This is a genomic window from Bordetella sp. 2513F2 (assembly GCF_054642735.1).
The window spans coordinates 595,987-612,025 of record NZ_CM137755.1 but is presented as its reverse complement, the minus strand read 5'-3'; the positions used below and the strand labels follow the sequence as shown (position 1 = coordinate 612,025).

Below are 16,039 nucleotides of genomic sequence, written 5' to 3'. Positions count from 1 at the left end.
TCGAATCACTGCGGATCGGCAGCCAGGCCGTCGCGCAGGGCTTGCCAGCGCGCATCCAGCCGTGCGCGCAGGCGGACGTCGGGCCCGAGGCGGGCCACGTCGTCGAAGATGAAGCGCCGCGCCGCATCCAGGTGCTCCAGCATGGGCATGCGCACCATGCCCGCGGCATCGCCCAGCAGCACCGGCGCGAGATACACCAGCAATTCGTCGACGCAGTCGGCCGACAGCAGGGCGCCGGACAGGCCGGCGCCTGCCTCCACGTGCACCTCGTTGACGTCGTTCTCGCCCAGCCATTGCATCATGCCGGCGAGGTCCACGCGGCGCGGTTCGGGCCCCGGCATGACGACGGTGCGCACATTGCGGCGCGCCAGGCGCGCGGCTTTCGCCGGGTCGCTGCGGGCGGTGAACACCAGCACCTCGCTGCCATCGAACAGCCGGGCGCTCTCGGGAATGGCGAAACCGCCATCGACCACGGCCTTGCGCGGCGGACGCGGCGTGCGCACTTCGCGCACGTTGAGCTGCGGATCGTCGGCCAGCACGGTGCCCATGCCGGTGAGCACCACGCAGCTGCGGGCGCGCCAGTGGTGACCGTCGGCGCGCGCCTCGGGCCCGGTGATCCACTGCGACATGCCGTTGTGCAGGGCACTGCGGCCGTCCAGCGAGGCGGCCAGCTTGAGCCACGTCCAGGGCGTGCCGCGGCGCATGCGCGCCACGAAGCCGGCGTTGATCTCCAGGGCCTCGTCGGCGCACAGCCCGACCTCGACGGCGATGCCGGCCTCGCGCAGCGCCCTGATGCCGGCGCCGTCGACGCGCGGATTGGGATCCCTCAGGGCCACCACCACGCGCGCAGGACGTGCCGCCAGCAGCGCGTCCACGCAGGGCGGCGTGCGGCCATGATGGCTGCACGGTTCTAGCGTGACATAGACGGTGGCGCCAGCCACCGGAACGCCGCGCGCGGCCGCATCGCGCAAGGCACAGACCTCGGCATGCGGTCCGCCGGGCGGCTGCGTGGCGCCCTCGCCCAGCACCCGGCCGTCGCGCACGATCACGCAGCCCACGCGGGGATTGGGCGTGGTGCTGTAGAGCACGCCACGGGCCAGGGCCAGGGCGCGCTGCATCCAGGCAAGGTCGTCGGATACGGTGGCATTCATCAGGGTTCCGATTGTATGTCCAGCCGCAGCCCGCCGCGACCGGCCGGCATGTCCGTATCGGTACGCCGGAGGTCCGGCGCCTGGCTCGCCGGCGCCGCGCGGACAGCCCAGAATGGCGCTTCCTCCCACTTCCCAGGAGCCCGCTCCATGAACCAGGCCTTGCTCGTGATCGACGTACAGGAATCCTTCCGCCACCGTCCGTACTGGGATCCCGCCGAACTCCCCGCCTTCCTGGCCGCCCAGCAGGGGCTGGTGGATGCCTGCGCGAGCCGCGGCATTCTCGTGCTGCAGGTCTTCCACGCAGACAGCGGCGATCCCGCCGACCCGTTCTCGCTGGCGTCGGGCCACGTGCGCACCCTGGAAGGCCTGGCCGTCGCGCCCGATGCCGTGTTCCACAAATCGGTGCATTCCGCGCTCTATGCCCGCGACGCACAAGGCGGCACCCTGCACGACTGGCTGCTGCGCCATGGGGTACGGCGCGTGATCGTGAGCGGCATACGCACCGAGCAATGCTGCGAGACCACCGCCCGGCATGCCTCGGATGCCGGCTTCCAGGTACGATACGCGCTCGACGCCACCCTGACCTTCGCCATGCGCTCCCGCTCCGGACGCCATTATTCGCCGCAGGCGCTGCGCGAACGCACCGAGCTCGTCCTGCACGGGCGCTTCGCCGACGTGGTGTCCGCCGCCGACGCGCCGTCGGCCTGATTGCCGGCCACATGACACCCGTCTATTTCCTCGTCACGCACGGCATCGTGCTGCTGGACCTGGCAGGCCCGGCCGAGGCTTTCCGTTCGGCCAACAAATGCGTGCCGGGCAGCTACGCACTGCACTATTGCGGCCCCGAAGCCGAGGTCGAGAGCGGACTGTCGGGGCTCTACCTGAACCGGCTGCAGGCGCTGCCGGCGCAACTGCCTCCGGATGCGCTGGTGGTAGTGGCGGGCCAGGTGGGCGCGGCGCCCGACTGGTCGGCGCCCGCCACGCGGGCGATCGTGCGATGGCTGGCGCAGCGCCAGCCGCAGGACGGATTCCGCGTGATGTCGGTGTGCGCCGGCGCCCTGGTGACGGCCGCCGCGGGCCTGCTGCGCGGGCGCGAGTGCACCAGCCACCACGCCTGCCTCGACGCCCTGCGCCGGGCGGAACCGGGTGCTCGGGTGCTCGACAATCGCATCTTCGTCGAGGACGGGCCCATGCTCACCAGCGCCGGCATCACCGCCGGCATAGATCTCGCGCTGCACCTCGTGGCCCAGGACTGCGGCCCGCGCGTCGCGGGCGACGTGGCACGCGACATGGTGGTGTACCTGCGGCGCGTCGGTCAGGATCCGGCCCTGTCGCCATGGCTGGCGCACCGCAACCACCTGCATCCCGGGGTGCACCGCGTCCAGGACGCGATCCTGCGCGATCCCGCGGCGCCCTGGTCGGTGGCCGACCTGGCGCGCGCGGCCCACACCGGGCCGCGCCACCTCAGCCGGCTGTTCTCGGAACACGCGGGGTGCACCCCCATGGAATATCTGTATCGGGTCAGGCTGGCGTTGGCGCGCGAACTGATCCGGGAAACCCGGCTGGACCTGGAGCGCGTGGCCGAACGCGCCGGCTTCGGCTCGGGGCATCATCTGCGCCGCGTGTGGAAACGCTATGAGGACGGCACGCCCGGCGGCCTGCGCGGCGCGTGAGCGTGCCGGCCCGCCGTGCGCCGGCAGCGCCCTACCCCTTCCTGAGCTTGCCCTGCGGCAGCGGGCCTTGCATCTCGCGGATGGCCTCCACGAACTCGCCGATGTCCTCGAAGCTCTTGTAGACCGAGGCAAAGCGCACGTAGGCCACCTTGTCGAGCCGCTTGAGCTCGGCCATGACGAGCTCGCCGATCTGTTCGCTGGGCACTTCGCGCGCGCCGCTGGCCAGGAGTTTTTCCTCGATGCGCGCCACGGCAGCGTCGACCTCGGAAGTGCTGACCGGCCGCTTGCGCAACGCCAGGCCGAGGCTGCCGCGCAGCTTGCCCGCGTCGTACTCGGAACGGCTGCCGTCGCGCTTGACCACGGACGGCATGGTGAGCTCGACCCGCTCGTAGGTGGTGAAGCGCTTGTCGCAACCCAGGCAGCGCCGCCGGCGGCGTATGGTGTCGCCCTCCTCGGACACGCGGCTATCCACGACCTGCGTATCGGCGTTGCCGCAGAAAGGGCATCTCATGCGCGCTCCCGGTTCCTGTGATCGGAAATATTGTAATGACGGCCGGTGCGCAGCGGGCGGGCCAGTTGCAACCGGCCCGCCGCGATTCAGCCGCCGTAGACCGGCAGGCGCGCAGTGAGCTCGTTGACGCGGGCACGCACCGCGGCGATGTTGGCCTCGTCGCGCGGATTGTCGAGCACGTCGGCGATCAGGTTGGCGGTGAGCTCGGCCTCGGCTTCCTTGAAGCCGCGGGTGGTCATGGCCGGCGTGCCCAGACGCACGCCGCTGGTGACGAAGGGCTTCTCCGGATCGTTGGGGATGGCGTTCTTGTTCACCGTGATGTGCGCCTGGCCCAGCACCGACTCGGCTTCCTTGCCCGTGATGCCCTTCGGGCGCAGGTCCACCAGCATGACGTGGCTTTCGGTCTTGCCGGAGACGATGCGCAGGCCCCGCTTGACCAGCGTGTCGGCCAGCACCTTCGCGTTCTTCACGACCTGCTGCGCGTAGTCCTTGAATTCGGGCGACAGCGCTTCCTTGAAGGCCACCGCCTTGGCGGCGATCACGTGCATCAGCGGGCCGCCCTGGATGCCGGGGAAGATGGCCGAATTGACGGCCTTCTCGAATTCCGCCTTCATCATGATCACGCCGCCGCGCGGGCCGCGCAGCGACTTGTGCGTGGTGGAGGTGACGAAGTCGGCGTGCGGCACCGGATTGGGATAGGCGCCCCCGGCCACCAGCCCGGCATAGTGGGCGATGTCCACCATGAACAGGGCGCCGTTGTCGCGGGCGATGCGCGCCATGCGTTCGAAGTCGATGTGCAGCGCATAGGCGGAGGCCCCGGCCACGATGAGCTTGGGCTTGTGCTCCCGGGCGAGCTGCTCGACCTGGGCGTAGTTCAGCACTTCGTTTTCGTCGAGGCCGTAGGGCAGGAAGTTGTAGAGCTTGCCCGACTGGTTCACCGAGGCGCCATGCGTGAGATGGCCGCCCTCCGCCAGGCTCATGCCCAGGACGGTGTCGCCCGGCTTGAGCACGGCGTTGTAGACGCCCTGGTTGGCCTGCGAACCCGAGTTCGGCTGCACGTTGGCGGCCTCGGCGCCGAAGATCTGCTTGAGGCGGTCGATGGCCAGCTGCTCGACCACGTCCACGTACTCGCAACCGCCGTAGTACCGCTTGCCGGGGTAGCCCTCGGCGTACTTGTTGGTGAGCTGCGTGCCCTGGGCCTGCATCACCGCCGGGCTGGCGTAGTTCTCGGAGGCGATCAGCTCGATGTGCTGTTCCTGGCGGGTTTCTTCTTGCTGGATGGCGGCCCAGAGGTCGGGATCCACCTTGGCGAGGTCGAGGTTGCGGTCGAACATGGAGGTTCCTGGAGCGGAAAGGGAGATGCGCAGGCGCGGAAGTGGCGCGGCGGCCGGTTCACGCGGAAAACCCGTAGTTTACCGCGGCGCCCCGGCCGGCCCCCGGCTCAAGCCAGCATGAGCAGGGCTCATGAAAAGACAGCCCGCCTGGAGGCGGGCTGCATCAGGAGCCGGCACGCGATGCCGTTCAGGTGCTGGACTGCGCCCCGATCTCCTTGGGCGCCAGGCCGGGATTCAGCGTATAGGTGCCCGTGAGCGACGCCTGGGCCAGCACATGACCCTGGATGGCCTTCAGGGCGTCGGCGCCGGTGAAGCTGCCGGTGACCGGCAGCTGGGCCACATCCAGGGCATACAGCGTGAAGACATAGTGGTGCACCAGCTCGTCGTTCCAGGGCGGGCAGGGGCCGTCGTAGCCGAAATACTGGCCGTTCATGTCGCGGTCGGCGGCGAACCAGCCGGTGTAGTCGTTCAGCCCCTGGCGCGCCTCCATGGGGGCCAGCGGACCGCCCTTGCCGCGCGGGGTGATGCCGTTGGAGAACGCGCCTTCGTCGATCTCGCGCAGGGCGGGCGGGAGGTCGATCAGCACCCAATGGAAGAAATCCACGCGCGGCAGGCTGGCAGGCACCGTGCGGCCCTCGACGTTGACATCGTCGGGCTTGGACGGCACGTCGGGGTCATGGCAGATCAGGGCGAACGACTTGGTGCCCTCCGGCACGTCATCCCAGGCGAAATGCGGATTGCAATTATCGGCCAGCGCGACGTGGGACTGCGGGTCGATCCGTCCGAAGGCATAGCGCTCGGGCATCGAGTCGTTATCGGAAAAAGACAGGCTCGAGAGTTTCATGTCGGACTCCTAGGTGTAATGCCGTAGGCGTTTCCTACCCCGCCAAGTTAACACGCGCGAACTTGCGCTTGCCGACTTGCACGACGTAGGTTCCGGCGGGCAATTGCAACGATTTGTCTTCGATGCGATCGCCGTCGACGCGCACCCCGCCCTGCTCGACATTGCGCTGCGCCTCGGAGGCCGAAGCCACCAGCCCCGCCTCGCGCAGCAGCTTGAGGATGCCCAGGGGCGCCCCCGCCACGTTGACCTCGGGCATGTCCTCGGGCAGGGCGCCGTCGCGAAAGCGCGCCTCGAATGCGGCCAGCGCCTGTTGCGCCGCAGCCTGGCCATGGAAGCGGGCCACGATCTCCTGGCCCAGCATCACCTTGGCATCGCGCGGATTGCGCCCGCCCTCGATCTCTGCGCGCAGCGCCGCGATGTCCTCGAGCGAGCGGAACGACAGCAGCTCGAAATAGCGCCACATCAGCGTGTCGGAAATCGACATGAGCTTGCCGAACATCTCGGCTGGCGCCTCGGAGATCCCGATGTAGTTGCCCTTGGACTTGGACATCTTCTCGACGCCGTCCGTGCCCTCCAGCAACGGCATGGTAAGGATGCACTGCGGCTCCTGCCCGTATTCCTTCTGCAGCTCCCGGCCCACCAGCAGGTTGAACTTCTGATCGGTGCCGCCAAGTTCCAGGTCGGCCTCGAGCACCACCGAGTCGTAGCCCTGCAGCAGCGGGTAGAGGAACTCGTGCACCGCGATGGGCACGCCGCCCTTGAAGCGCTTGGTGAAGTCGTCGCGCTCCATCATGCGCGCCACGGTGTAGCGCGAGGCCAGCTGGATCAGTCCGCGCGTGCCGAGCGGGTCGCACCACTCGGAGTTGTAGCGGACCTCGGTGCGCGACGGATCCAGCACCTGGCTGGCCTGCGCGTAGTACGTTTCCGCATTGACCTTGATCTGCTCGCGCGTGAGCGGCGGCCGGGTGGAGTTGCGGCCGCTGGGGTCGCCGATCATGGCGGTGAAGTCGCCGATGAGGAAGATCACGGTATGGCCGAGATCCTGCAGCTGGCGCATCTTGTTGAGCACCACCGTATGGCCGAGATGGATGTCCGGCGCAGTGGGATCCAGTCCGAGCTTGATGCGCAGGGGAACCCCCGTGGCGTGGCTGCGGGCAAGCTTGCGGGCGAACTCGGACTCCACCAGGAGTTCGTCGCAGCCGCGCCGCGCCGCGCGCAGGCCGGCGGCGACTTCGGGGGCGTCGACGTTGGGAGTAGAAGAGGCTTCAGTCAGGGACATGGATCAAACCAGACGATTCTGGTGCAAAAAAAGAGGTAAATACGACAAAAATCGGTCGAAAATTCTATCCGAATCCGCTAGCATAACGCCCTAATCATACGCAACTGTCACATGACGGTAGCGCCCCGTTCCACCCGTTGTTGTCTGTAATGCGCCACAACCGCGCGCCCCACGCCTGGCCATGCCGCCCGCGTGGCCCGCGCCCCCCGGCAGCATCCGGTCAGCACAGCAAGAATTGCACGTCACCAGAAGGGTCTTTACACGATGAATCGTGGCACCAACAGCCCGGCAGACGGAGTACCAAGCAAGGCTGCCGCCCTGTTCGCGTCGCCGTCCGAACCCCGATCCCGCCGCGCCGCCCTGGTCAGCAGGGCGCTGGCCGTCACGGCCCTGGGCCTCTTCGCCGCCGCGGCGGCCCTTGGCATGGTCCAGCAGCCCGACCGCACCGAATTGCCGCCCAGCCGGCTCGTCCATAGTCCGCTCCCCCTCGAAGCCGGCCAATACCAGGTCAGTGCTGCCGACAGCGCTCCGTATATCACCGAAACCCGCATCCGCCGCGGCGACACGCTCGCCTCGGTGCTGCAGCGCCTGGAACTCGACGCCCCTGGCCTCCAGCAGTTCCTCACCCACGATCCCAGCGCCCGCAGCATCTACAAGCTGTATCCGGGCCGCTCGATGCAGGCCGCCACCGATGGCGCCGGCAACCTGGTCTGGCTGCGCTACATCCACACGCCGGGCAGCGAGGACGGCGGCCAGGTCTACACCTGCATGCTCTTCGTCGAGCCCGACGGCTCCGGCGGCTACGCGGCCCGCGAGATCACCCAGGACACCGAAACGCAGACGCGCGTGGCCGTGGGCACCATCCGCTCGTCCCTGTTCGGCGCAACCGACGCCGCCGGCGTGCCGGATTCGGTCACGCTGCAGATGGCCGATATCCTCAGCGCCAAACTCGACTTCCTGCGCGACCTCCGCCAGGGCGACCAGTTCCGCGTGGTCTACGAGGTCCGCTCGCACGACGGCCGCTACGCCGGCGCGGGCCGCGTGCTGGCGCTCGAGTTCATCAACGGCGACAAGACCTACAACGCGGTATGGTTCAGCCCCGACGGCAAGTCCGGCGCCTACTACGACTTCGACGGCACCAGCCTGCGCGGCACCTTCCTGCGCACCGCCCTCAAGTTCACCCGCATCAGTTCCACCTTCGGCATGCGCATGCATCCCATCCACAAGCGCTGGATCGGCCACAAGGGCGTGGACTACGCCGCACCGTCCGGCACGCCCATCCATGCCACGGCCGATGGCGAAGTGGAGTTCGCCGGCTGGCAGAACGGCTACGGCAATGTGGTCATACTCAAGCACCACGGCAAATACACCACGCTGTACGGCCACCAGAGCAAGCTGGCCAGCGGCATCAAGAAAGGCGTGAAAGTGTCGCAGGGCCAACTGATCGGATATGTGGGCTCCACAGGATGGGCCACCGGTCCGCACCTGCACTACGAGTTCCGCGTCAACAACGTCCCCGTCGACCCGCTGGCAGTGGATCTCCCTGTGGCGCGCAAGCTCGAGCCCGCCGAGGCCCGGGCCTTCGCGCAGGCCGTCGAGCCCTACAAGCGGCAGATCCGCCTGCTCACCGAGCTGCAGCAGACGCAGCCCGAAGACGCGACCCGCGTGGCCAGCCGCTAAAGACCCGGCCACGCCCGCTGCCATGGCGCATTCCCCATCCGGCCCGGATGCCCACGCACCGGGCCGCTGCTTCATCGGACTGATGTCCGGCACGAGCCTGGATGGCGTCGACGGCGTGCTGGTGCGCTTCGCGCCAGACGGCCGCCCCTGCATGCTGGCGGAGGCGGCGCTCGACATGCCCCCGGCCCTGCAGGCCGAACTGCTGGCCCTGAATCAAAGCGGCGCAGACGAGCTCGAGCGCGCCGCGCGCGCCTCGCTGGCCCTGGCCCAGTTGTACGCCGACGTGGTGGGGGCCCTGCTCGACGAGGCGCGCATGACGGCGGCCGAAGTCTCGGCCATCGGCGCGCATGGCCAGACGGTGCGGCACCGGCCCGAACTGGGCTACACCATCCAGCTCAATGCGCCGGCGCGGCTGGCCGAGCTTGCCGGCATCGACGTCATCGCCGACTTCCGCAGCCGCGACGTCGCGGCGGGCGGCCAGGGAGCGCCGCTGGTTCCCCCTTTCCACGCCGCGGTGTTCGGCGCCGGCCACCCACGCGCCGTGCTGAACCTGGGCGGCATCGCCAATCTCACGCTGCTCGAGCCGGGCCAGGCGCCGCGCGGCTTCGATACCGGGCCGGCCAACGTGCTGCTGGACACCTGGTGCCGGCGCCACACCGGGCGCCCCTACGATGCCGACGGCGCATGGGCCGCCAGCGGCCGCGCCCATGCCGGGCTGCTCGACCACCTCATAGGCGCAGAGCCCTGGTTCGCTCTGCCGCCGCCCAAGTCCACGGGGCGCGACCTCTTCGACGCGGCCTGGCTCGATGCGCGGCTGGCCAGCTACGGCGGCGAGCCCCTCCCACCGGCCGACGTCCAGGCCACGCTGCAGCGCCTCACGGCCCGCACGGTGGCCAATGCGCTGGACGCAACGCTGCCGCAAGCGCGCGACGTGCTGGTGTGTGGCGGCGGGGCACGCAACGCAGGCCTGATGCAGGAGCTGGCCTACGCCCTGCAACGCCCGGTACGGCCCACCGACTCCGAAGGCGTGCCCTCGCAGTCGGTGGAAGCCCTGGCATTTGCATGGCTGGCCCTGGCCCACATGGAAGGCCGGCCGGCAGGCACGCCGGAAGTCACGGGCGCGCGCGGCCCACGCATCCTGGGCGCGCGCTATCCGCGCTGAGCGGCGCAGAAACAGGCGGCAGGGAGGAAAGGCCGGGCGAGCCGGACGCGACGGAACGCGCCGCGACGGCCACACGTACGTAGGGCCGCAGTCTCCTGCGGCCCTACGTTGATCAAATCCGGACGACGACCCGGCTCAGACCGAGAACGACGATCCGCAGCCGCAGGTGGTGGTGGCGTTGGGGTTGCGGATGACGAATTGGGCGCCTTCGAGGTCTTCCTTGTAGTCGATCTCGGCACCCACCAGGTACTGGAAGCTCATCGGGTCGACGAGCAGCTGCACGCCGTTCTTGTCGAGCACGGTGTCGTCTTCGTTGACGACTTCGTCGAACGTGAAGCCATACTGGAAGCCCGAACAGCCTCCGCCCTGCACGAACACGCGCAGCTTGAGCTCGGGGTTGCCCTCTTCGGCCAGCAGGTCCTTGACCTTGATGGCTGCCGAATCGGTGAAGATCAGGGGTGCAGGCGGCGGAGCCTGCAGGTCTACGGTTTCGGTGACAGCATTCATGATTACACTCCTGGCCCTACGGCCACATGCCATGGGGCGGACTTCGGCCGCCCGGATAGGTTCACTATAGCCCAGGCGCGCCCGGACTCAAAATTCCACGGGCACGGTGCGCGCGGCCCGCACCGTGGCGCCCTCCAGCACGCTGACGGTGACCGCCTCGGGGACAAATCCCTCCGGCAAGGCCAGCATGCCCTCGCTGCGCTGGTACTGCTCGAACTGCAGCGGCAGAGGCGCGGGGGCAGCCGGATCAACCGCCGCAGCACTGCCCTCGCCTTCCGGGCGCACCTGCAGTGGCGCAAGCTCCACCGAGACCGTCTCGCCCTTGAGCACGCCGGCGGCCTCGAAGCGCAGCGCCCCGGAGAACGGCTGCTCGCTGCGGCCGCTGCGCATCAGCAATATCTTGTAGCGCAGCCCCGCACCTGCATGCTGCACCTCCACGGCCCGCAGGTCCACCGAACCCTCCGGCCCCGGCGGCAGCAACTGCTCGTAGAAGGCGAGCTGGTCGCGCAGCCGCCCGGATTCGGCCTGGGCTGCGCGCAACTGCGCCTCGAGCTCGGTGCGCGCAGCCCGCTCCACCGAGAGTTCGCCATCGGCCGTATCCAGCTGGGAACGCAGATAGCGCAATTCGGCCTCGCGCTGCTGGACTGCCTCCTGGCGCGCCGAGGCCTGCTCGCTGGGGAGGACGACCGCGGCAGCGCCCGGCTGGCGGGCGTAGCGGTAGCCGGCACCGGCGCCCAGCGCCAGCCCGGCGCACAGCACCACGGCCAGCCACGGGATGCGCGACAGCCTCCCGGCGTTACGGGGGCGGCTGGACCGCGTGGCGTGGGCGTCTTGCATGCGACGAGGGCCGCGGGCGGCCCGCAGGGCCTCAGGGCAGGATGGCGACCTGGTCCAGGCCGGTGGGTTCGGGCAGGCCGAACATGAGGTTCATGTTCTGCACCGCCTGGCCGGACGCGCCCTTGACGAGGTTGTCCTGGACCACCAGCACGACGAGTTGATCGGCGCCCTCGGGCCGATGCACGGCGATGCGCAGGGTGTTGGAAGCGCGCACGGAACGGGTCTCGGGCAGGCTGCCGGCCGGCATCACGTCGACGAAGGCCTCGTCGGCGTAGCGCTGCGCGTACAGGGCATGGAAATCGGTATCCATGGCCTCGGGCAGGATGCGCGCATAGAGAGTCGTGAACATGCCCCGGATCATGGGCACGAGGTGCGGCACGAAGGTGAGGCCGACCTTGCGCCCGGCAAGCCTGTCGAGCTGGGCGGAGATCTCGGGGTGGTGCCGATGCCCCGCCACGCCGTAGGCCTTGAAGTTGTCGGAGGCCTCGGAGAACAGCGAACCGACCTCGGCCTTGCGGCCGGCGCCCGACACGCCCGACTTGCAGTCGGCGATGAGGTGGTCGGTATCGACCAGCGCCTTGCCGCCCTCGAGCAGCGGCGCGAGGCCCAGCAGCACGGTGGTGGGATAGCAGCCGGGATTGCCCACCACGCGGGCGCCCGCGAGCGCGTTCCGGTTGAGTTCGACCAGCCCGTACACCGACTCGGCCAGGATGTCGGGGCAGCTGTGCGGCATCTTGTACCAGCGCTCGAACACCGCGGTGTCCTGCAGGCGGAAATCGGCCGCCAGGTCGATGATGCGGGTGCCCGCCGCCAGGAGTTCGGGCGCCTGCGCCATGGCCACCCCGTGGGGCGTGGCGAAGAACACCACGTCGCATTCGGCCAGCGGCGCCTGGTCGGGCGTGGAGAAGGCCAGGTTCACGCGACCGCGCAGATTGGGATACATGTCGGCCACGGGCATGCCGTCTTCCTTGCGGGAAGTGATGGCCACCAGCTCCACGTTGGGGTGCTGCGACAACAGGCGCAGCAGCTCGACGCCCGTATAACCGGTGCCGCCGACGATGCCGACCTTGATGCGGGAGTTCGATGCTTGAGCCATGGAGGGATCATCCAGAAAACGTGGGGAGATTGTATCGCCAAAGCGCGCCCGGGCCGCGCTGCCCGCCTGCCGCACGCCGGGGGAGGCGCCCATAGAAAAAGGCCGCTTGCGCGGCCTTTTTCGAACCCATTAGCGCTTGCTGAACTGCTTGCGCCGACGAGCCTTGCGGAAGCCGACTTTCTTGCGTTCGACTTCGCGCGCATCGCGGGTGACGAAGCCCGCTTGCGACAGGGCCGGCTTCAGGGTGGCGTCGTAGTCGATCAGGGCACGCGTGATGCCGTGACGGACCGCGCCGGCCTGGCCGGTTTCACCGCCGCCGTGCACATTGACCTTGATGTCGAAGCTCTCGAGGTGGCCGGTGAGCTCGAGCGGCTGGCGCACGACCATGCGGCCGGTTTCGCGGGCGAAGAACTCGTCGACGGGCTTGCCGTTGACGACGATCTTGCCGGTACCTTTCTTGATGAAGACGCGGGCCACCGAGGTCTTGCGACGGCCGGTTCCGTAATTCCAGTTACCGATCATGGCTTGTCCTTAGAAGTCCAGCGGCTTGGGCTGCTGAGCGGTGTGCGGGTGCTCGGCACCGGCGTACACCTTGAGTTTCTTGATCATGGCGTAGCCCAGCGGACCCTTGGGCAGCATGCCCTTGACGGCCTTCTGGATCGCGCGACCGGGAAAACGCTGCTGCATCTTCTCGAAGTTCGTCTCGCGGATGCCACCGGGGTAGGTGGTGTGGCGGAAGTACTTCTTGTCGTGCGCCTTGTTGCCCGTGACGACGATATCGGCGGCGTTGATGATGACGATGTAATCGCCAGTATCCACGTGGGGCGTGAATTCGGGTTTGTGCTTACCACGCAGACGGCGTGCGACTTCGCTGGCCACACGACCGAGGACCTTGCCCTTGGCGTCGATCACAAACCAGTCACGCTTGACTTCATGCGGCTTGGCCACAAAGGTCTTCATGATGGTTCCTAGATTCTGAATCGGATTTCCCCTGCGCCGGACGTCGGGCAGGAGCACTGCAATTCCCGGGGCTTCCCCGCGCCCGGAAAGCCTGGCTTCGCCAGATTTGCCGCGCCTCGGTTTGCGCCCACACACCGCCCGCCTAAGCGTTATTACCCGCCCGTGCTGACCCGTGATTAGGGAAAGTCGACGATTCTAGCACATCTGATCAAGTCTTGCGCAAGTGCCTGCCCTGCGGCGAATGGAAACGGGGCGGTGGCGCCTCGTGCCAGAAGCGCCACCGCCCCGTCGCCGGCCGGACGGAGCCGGACCGGGCTTTGTCGGTACCCTGCTGCCGTTACGTGCTGCCGTTACGTGCTGCCGTTACGTGCTGCCGTTACGTGCTGCCGTTACGTGCTGCCGTTATTTGCTGCCGGCGGCCATGGCCACGCCCAGGTATTGGTCGTAGGCGCCTTCGGCCAGGCGGAACCAGGGCACCACGCTGTCGCGGAAACCCATGTAGTTCTCGTACAGCGCCTTGAACTTGGGATCGCGGTCGCTGAATTCCTTGTAGACCTGCTGGGCAGCCTGGTAGGAGGCGTCCATCACCGAGCGCGGGAAGGCGCGCAGTTCTGCACCGCCCGCGATCAGCTTGCGCAGCGCCGGCGGGTTGTGGGCGTCGTAGCGGGAGGTCATGGCCACGTGCGCCACGCGGCTGGCCGCCTCGACGATGGCCTGGTAGGACTTGGGCAGCTTCTCCCAGGTGCCCTTGTTGATATAGAGCGACACCTGCGGGCCGCCTTCCCACCAGCCGGGGTAGTAGTAGAACTTGGCGACCTTGTTGAAGCCCAGCTTCTCGTCGTCGTAGGGGCCGACGAATTCCACCGCGTCCAGCGTGCCGCGCTCCAGCGAGGGATAGACGTCGCCGCCGGCCAGCTGCTGGGGCACCACGCCCAGGCGCGAGAGCACTTCGCCGGCGAAGCCGGCGGTGCGCATCTTCAGGCCCTTGAGGTCATCGGGCGACTTGATCTCGCGACGGTACCATCCGCCCATCTGCACGCCGGTGTTCCCCATGGGGAAGTTGACGATGTTGTGCGGGGCGAACATCTCGCGCGTGAGCTTCATGCCGTCGCCGTCCAGCATCCAAGACGTCATCTGGCGCGCGTTCAGGCCGAAGGGCACTGCGGCATCGAAGCAGAAGGCCGGATCCTTGCCGTAGTAGTAGTACGACACCGTGTGGCCGCATTCGATGGTGTTGTTGGACACTGCGTCCATGACCTGCAGCGCCGGCACGATCTCTCCGCCGGGGAACTGGCGCACCGTGAACTTGCCGTTGGTGGCCTCGGAGACGAACTTGGCAAAGACCTCGCCCGTGCCGAACAGCGCATCGAGGCTGCGCGGGAAGCTGGAAGCCATGCGCCAGCTCAGCGTGGGGGCATCCTGCGCGAAAACCGGTGCGGCGACCGCCGCGCTACCTGCGACGGCGCCGAGGCCGGCATTTTTCAAAAACGAGCGACGTTGCATCTTCCGTCTCCTGAGGATCAGCGAATAATTGGGGAAATGGGGCGACAACGGCGCGATATTACACCTTGTCATAGACGGCGCGTGCAGCCCTCGCAGCTGCTGCGCCGCACAAAACACGGAGATTTCAGGTGCCCGCCACCGACATCTGCTCGATCAGGATGGAGCCGGTGGTCTTGGTGCCGCGCGAGATGGTGTCGGCCCCGACGGCAACGATGCCGCGGAACATGTCGGCCAGGTTGCCCGCAATGGTGATTTCCTGCACCGCATGCTGGATCTCGCCATTCTCGACCCAGTAGCCGAATGCCCCGCGGGAATAATCGCCGGTGACGTAGTTGACGCCCTGCCCGATCAGCTCGGTGACCAGCAGGCCCGTGCCGAGCTTGCGCAGCATGGCGGCGAAATCGTCTTCGGGCCGGGTGTGCCGCGAGGTGAGCGACAGGTTGTGCGAACCGCCGGCATTGCCGGTGGTGGCCATGCCCAGCTTGCGCGCCGTGTAGGTGGAAAGGAAATAGCCTTCCAGCGTGCCGCCCGACACCACCTTGCGGGCGCGGGTGCGCACCCCCTCGTCGTCGAACGGCGAGCTGCCCATGGCCCCGCGGATGTGCGGATCCTCGGCCACGTCGATGTGGTCGGCGAACACCGGCTTGCCCAGCGCGTCGACCAGGAAGCTGGCCTTGCGGTAGAGCGCGCCGCCATTGGTTGCCTGCGTGAAGGCGCCCAGCAGGCCGAGCGCCAGCGGCGCTTCGAACAGCACGGGGAACTTGCCGGTACGGATGCGCCGGGCCGACAGGCGCGAAAGCGTGCGCTCGGCGGCATAGCGGCCCACCGCCTCGGGCGAGGCCAGGCGCGAGGGATCGCGCTCGGACGTGTACCAGTAGTCGCGCTGCATGCCGTTGCCGCGGCCGGCGATGGGCGCCACCGAAAGACTGTGCCGCGAATAGGGATAACCGCCCAGGAAGCCCCGGGTGTTGCCCATCACGAACTGGCCCTCGTAGGTGCCCACCGTGGCGCCGTCGGTATTGGTGATGCGCGGGTCCACCTCGCGGGCGGCGCGCTCGGCGCGCAGCGCCAGCGCGGCGGCCTCTTCGGTGCCCACGGGCCAGGGATAGTGCAGCGCGAGGTCGGGATAGTCGTGGGCCAGGAATTCGGGGTCGGGCAGCCCGGCTGCGGGATCCGCAGCCGTATGGCGGGCGATGTGCCAGGCGGCCTCGACCGTCTGGCGCAGGGCCTCGTCGGAAAAATCGGAGGTGGAAGCCGAACCGCGGCTTTGCCCGGCGTAGACGGTGAGGTCCAGCGAACGGTCGCGGGTCTGCTCGACGGTCTCGATGTCGTTCTTGCGCACGGCCACGGACAGGCCCAGGCTTTCGGACACTTCGGCCACGGCGTCGGTGGCGCCGGCCTTGCGGGCATAGCCCAGGACCTTCTCGACGAGTTCACGGAAACGCGCGTGGTTGGCGTCGATCGGCAGGGTAGAAGAGGAATTGACCATTGCTGTCCAGTTT

Annotated in this window: 16 protein-coding genes; 4 read left to right on the top strand and 12 right to left on the bottom strand. The window is 68.3% G+C overall.

Annotated elements, in window-relative coordinates; translation table 11 throughout:
- Positions 1-5 precede the first annotated feature (5 nt).
- Complete coding sequence (ribD, locus tag ACYBYQ_RS02865; RefSeq protein ID WP_459618689.1) at positions 6-1,118, bottom strand: bifunctional diaminohydroxyphosphoribosylaminopyrimidine deaminase/5-amino-6-(5-phosphoribosylamino)uracil reductase RibD; 1,113 nt, start codon at positions 1,116-1,118, stop codon at positions 6-8.
- Between the two features lie 180 nt (positions 1,119-1,298).
- Between ribD and ACYBYQ_RS02860 the strand changes: the two genes are divergently transcribed.
- Both ACYBYQ_RS02860 and ACYBYQ_RS02855 read left to right on the top strand, forming a co-directional pair.
- Positions 1,299-1,859: a cysteine hydrolase family protein gene (locus ACYBYQ_RS02860; protein ID WP_459616888.1), complete on the top strand. Its 561-nt coding sequence runs from the start codon at positions 1,299-1,301 to the stop codon at positions 1,857-1,859.
- Positions 1,860-1,870: 11 nt separating this feature from the next.
- Positions 1,871-2,824, top strand: coding sequence for a GlxA family transcriptional regulator (locus ACYBYQ_RS02855; protein ID WP_459616887.1), 954 nt, complete (start codon positions 1,871-1,873; stop codon positions 2,822-2,824).
- Between the two features lie 31 nt (positions 2,825-2,855).
- Here ACYBYQ_RS02855 and nrdR read toward each other — a convergent pair whose 3' ends face one another.
- From nrdR to tyrS, 4 genes are all read right to left on the bottom strand, one after another.
- Complete coding sequence (gene nrdR / locus ACYBYQ_RS02850; protein ID WP_459616886.1) at positions 2,856-3,335, bottom strand: transcriptional regulator NrdR; 480 nt, start codon at positions 3,333-3,335, stop codon at positions 2,856-2,858.
- A gap of 86 nt (positions 3,336-3,421) precedes the next feature.
- Positions 3,422-4,669: a serine hydroxymethyltransferase gene (glyA, locus tag ACYBYQ_RS02845; protein WP_459616885.1), complete on the bottom strand. Its 1,248-nt coding sequence runs from the start codon at positions 4,667-4,669 to the stop codon at positions 3,422-3,424.
- Between the two features lie 187 nt (positions 4,670-4,856).
- Positions 4,857-5,513 carry a YbhB/YbcL family Raf kinase inhibitor-like protein gene (locus ACYBYQ_RS02840; protein WP_459616884.1) on the bottom strand — a complete coding sequence of 219 codons (657 nt, stop codon included), beginning with the start codon at positions 5,511-5,513 and terminating at the stop codon, positions 4,857-4,859.
- Positions 5,514-5,547: 34 nt separating this feature from the next.
- Positions 5,548-6,792: a tyrosine--tRNA ligase gene (tyrS, locus tag ACYBYQ_RS02835; RefSeq protein WP_459616883.1), complete on the bottom strand. Its 1,245-nt coding sequence runs from the start codon at positions 6,790-6,792 to the stop codon at positions 5,548-5,550.
- Between the two features lie 264 nt (positions 6,793-7,056).
- Between tyrS and ACYBYQ_RS02830 the strand changes: the two genes are divergently transcribed.
- On the top strand, positions 7,057-8,472 hold the full coding sequence (locus ACYBYQ_RS02830) for a M23 family metallopeptidase (protein WP_459616882.1): 1,416 nt from the start codon (positions 7,057-7,059) through the stop codon (positions 8,470-8,472).
- Positions 8,473-8,494: 22 nt separating this feature from the next.
- Positions 8,495-9,634, top strand: a complete 1,140-nt coding sequence (locus tag ACYBYQ_RS02825) for an anhydro-N-acetylmuramic acid kinase (protein WP_459616881.1) — start codon at positions 8,495-8,497, stop codon at positions 9,632-9,634.
- Positions 9,635-9,769: 135 nt separating this feature from the next.
- Here the strand turns inward: ACYBYQ_RS02825 and erpA are convergent, their stop codons facing one another.
- The 7 genes from erpA to pmbA all read right to left on the bottom strand — a co-directional run bounded on the left by erpA (position 9,770) and on the right by pmbA (position 16,026).
- Positions 9,770-10,141, bottom strand: coding sequence for an iron-sulfur cluster insertion protein ErpA (erpA, locus tag ACYBYQ_RS02820; RefSeq protein WP_459616880.1), 372 nt, complete (start codon positions 10,139-10,141; stop codon positions 9,770-9,772).
- Positions 10,142-10,228: 87 nt separating this feature from the next.
- On the bottom strand, positions 10,229-10,978 hold the full coding sequence (locus ACYBYQ_RS02815; RefSeq protein ID WP_459616879.1) for a DUF6776 family protein: 750 nt from the start codon (positions 10,976-10,978) through the stop codon (positions 10,229-10,231).
- A 31-nt stretch (positions 10,979-11,009) separates the two neighbouring features.
- On the bottom strand, positions 11,010-12,074 hold the full coding sequence (gene argC / locus ACYBYQ_RS02810; protein WP_459616878.1) for an N-acetyl-gamma-glutamyl-phosphate reductase: 1,065 nt from the start codon (positions 12,072-12,074) through the stop codon (positions 11,010-11,012).
- Positions 12,075-12,203: 129 nt separating this feature from the next.
- Positions 12,204-12,596 carry a 30S ribosomal protein S9 gene (gene rpsI, locus ACYBYQ_RS02805; protein ID WP_006388641.1) on the bottom strand — a complete coding sequence of 131 codons (393 nt, stop codon included), beginning with the start codon at positions 12,594-12,596 and terminating at the stop codon, positions 12,204-12,206.
- A gap of 9 nt (positions 12,597-12,605) precedes the next feature.
- A complete protein-coding gene (gene rplM, locus ACYBYQ_RS02800) occupies positions 12,606-13,034 on the bottom strand; it encodes a 50S ribosomal protein L13 (protein WP_459616877.1) in 429 nt (142 codons plus the stop codon).
- A gap of 402 nt (positions 13,035-13,436) precedes the next feature.
- Positions 13,437-14,537: a TRAP transporter substrate-binding protein gene (locus tag ACYBYQ_RS02795; protein ID WP_459616876.1), complete on the bottom strand. Its 1,101-nt coding sequence runs from the start codon at positions 14,535-14,537 to the stop codon at positions 13,437-13,439.
- Between the two features lie 124 nt (positions 14,538-14,661).
- On the bottom strand, positions 14,662-16,026 hold the full coding sequence (gene pmbA / locus ACYBYQ_RS02790) for a metalloprotease PmbA (RefSeq protein ID WP_459616875.1): 1,365 nt from the start codon (positions 16,024-16,026) through the stop codon (positions 14,662-14,664).
- Positions 16,027-16,039: the final 13 nt, after the last annotated feature.

Coding starts and splice junctions, on each gene's coding strand:
- ribD (WP_459618689.1), bottom strand. CDS start 1,118: ATGCAGCGCGCCCTGGCCCTGGCCCGTGGCGTGCTCTACAGCACCACG.
- ACYBYQ_RS02860 (WP_459616888.1), top strand. CDS start 1,299: ATGAACCAGGCCTTGCTCGTGATCGACGTACAGGAATCCTTCCGCCAC.
- ACYBYQ_RS02855 (WP_459616887.1), top strand. CDS start 1,871: ATGACACCCGTCTATTTCCTCGTCACGCACGGCATCGTGCTGCTGGAC.
- nrdR (WP_459616886.1), bottom strand. CDS start 3,335: ATGAGATGCCCTTTCTGCGGCAACGCCGATACGCAGGTCGTGGATAGC.
- glyA (WP_459616885.1), bottom strand. CDS start 4,669: ATGTTCGACCGCAACCTCGACCTCGCCAAGGTGGATCCCGACCTCTGG.
- ACYBYQ_RS02840 (WP_459616884.1), bottom strand. CDS start 5,513: ATGAAACTCTCGAGCCTGTCTTTTTCCGATAACGACTCGATGCCCGAG.
- tyrS (WP_459616883.1), bottom strand. CDS start 6,792: ATGTCCCTGACTGAAGCCTCTTCTACTCCCAACGTCGACGCCCCCGAA.
- ACYBYQ_RS02830 (WP_459616882.1), top strand. CDS start 7,057: ATGAATCGTGGCACCAACAGCCCGGCAGACGGAGTACCAAGCAAGGCT.
- ACYBYQ_RS02825 (WP_459616881.1), top strand. CDS start 8,495: ATGGCGCATTCCCCATCCGGCCCGGATGCCCACGCACCGGGCCGCTGC.
- erpA (WP_459616880.1), bottom strand. CDS start 10,141: ATGAATGCTGTCACCGAAACCGTAGACCTGCAGGCTCCGCCGCCTGCA.
- ACYBYQ_RS02815 (WP_459616879.1), bottom strand. CDS start 10,978: ATGCAAGACGCCCACGCCACGCGGTCCAGCCGCCCCCGTAACGCCGGG.
- argC (WP_459616878.1), bottom strand. CDS start 12,074: ATGGCTCAAGCATCGAACTCCCGCATCAAGGTCGGCATCGTCGGCGGC.
- rpsI (WP_006388641.1), bottom strand. CDS start 12,596: ATGATCGGTAACTGGAATTACGGAACCGGCCGTCGCAAGACCTCGGTG.
- rplM (WP_459616877.1), bottom strand. CDS start 13,034: ATGAAGACCTTTGTGGCCAAGCCGCATGAAGTCAAGCGTGACTGGTTT.
- ACYBYQ_RS02795 (WP_459616876.1), bottom strand. CDS start 14,537: ATGCAACGTCGCTCGTTTTTGAAAAATGCCGGCCTCGGCGCCGTCGCA.
- pmbA (WP_459616875.1), bottom strand. CDS start 16,026: ATGGTCAATTCCTCTTCTACCCTGCCGATCGACGCCAACCACGCGCGT.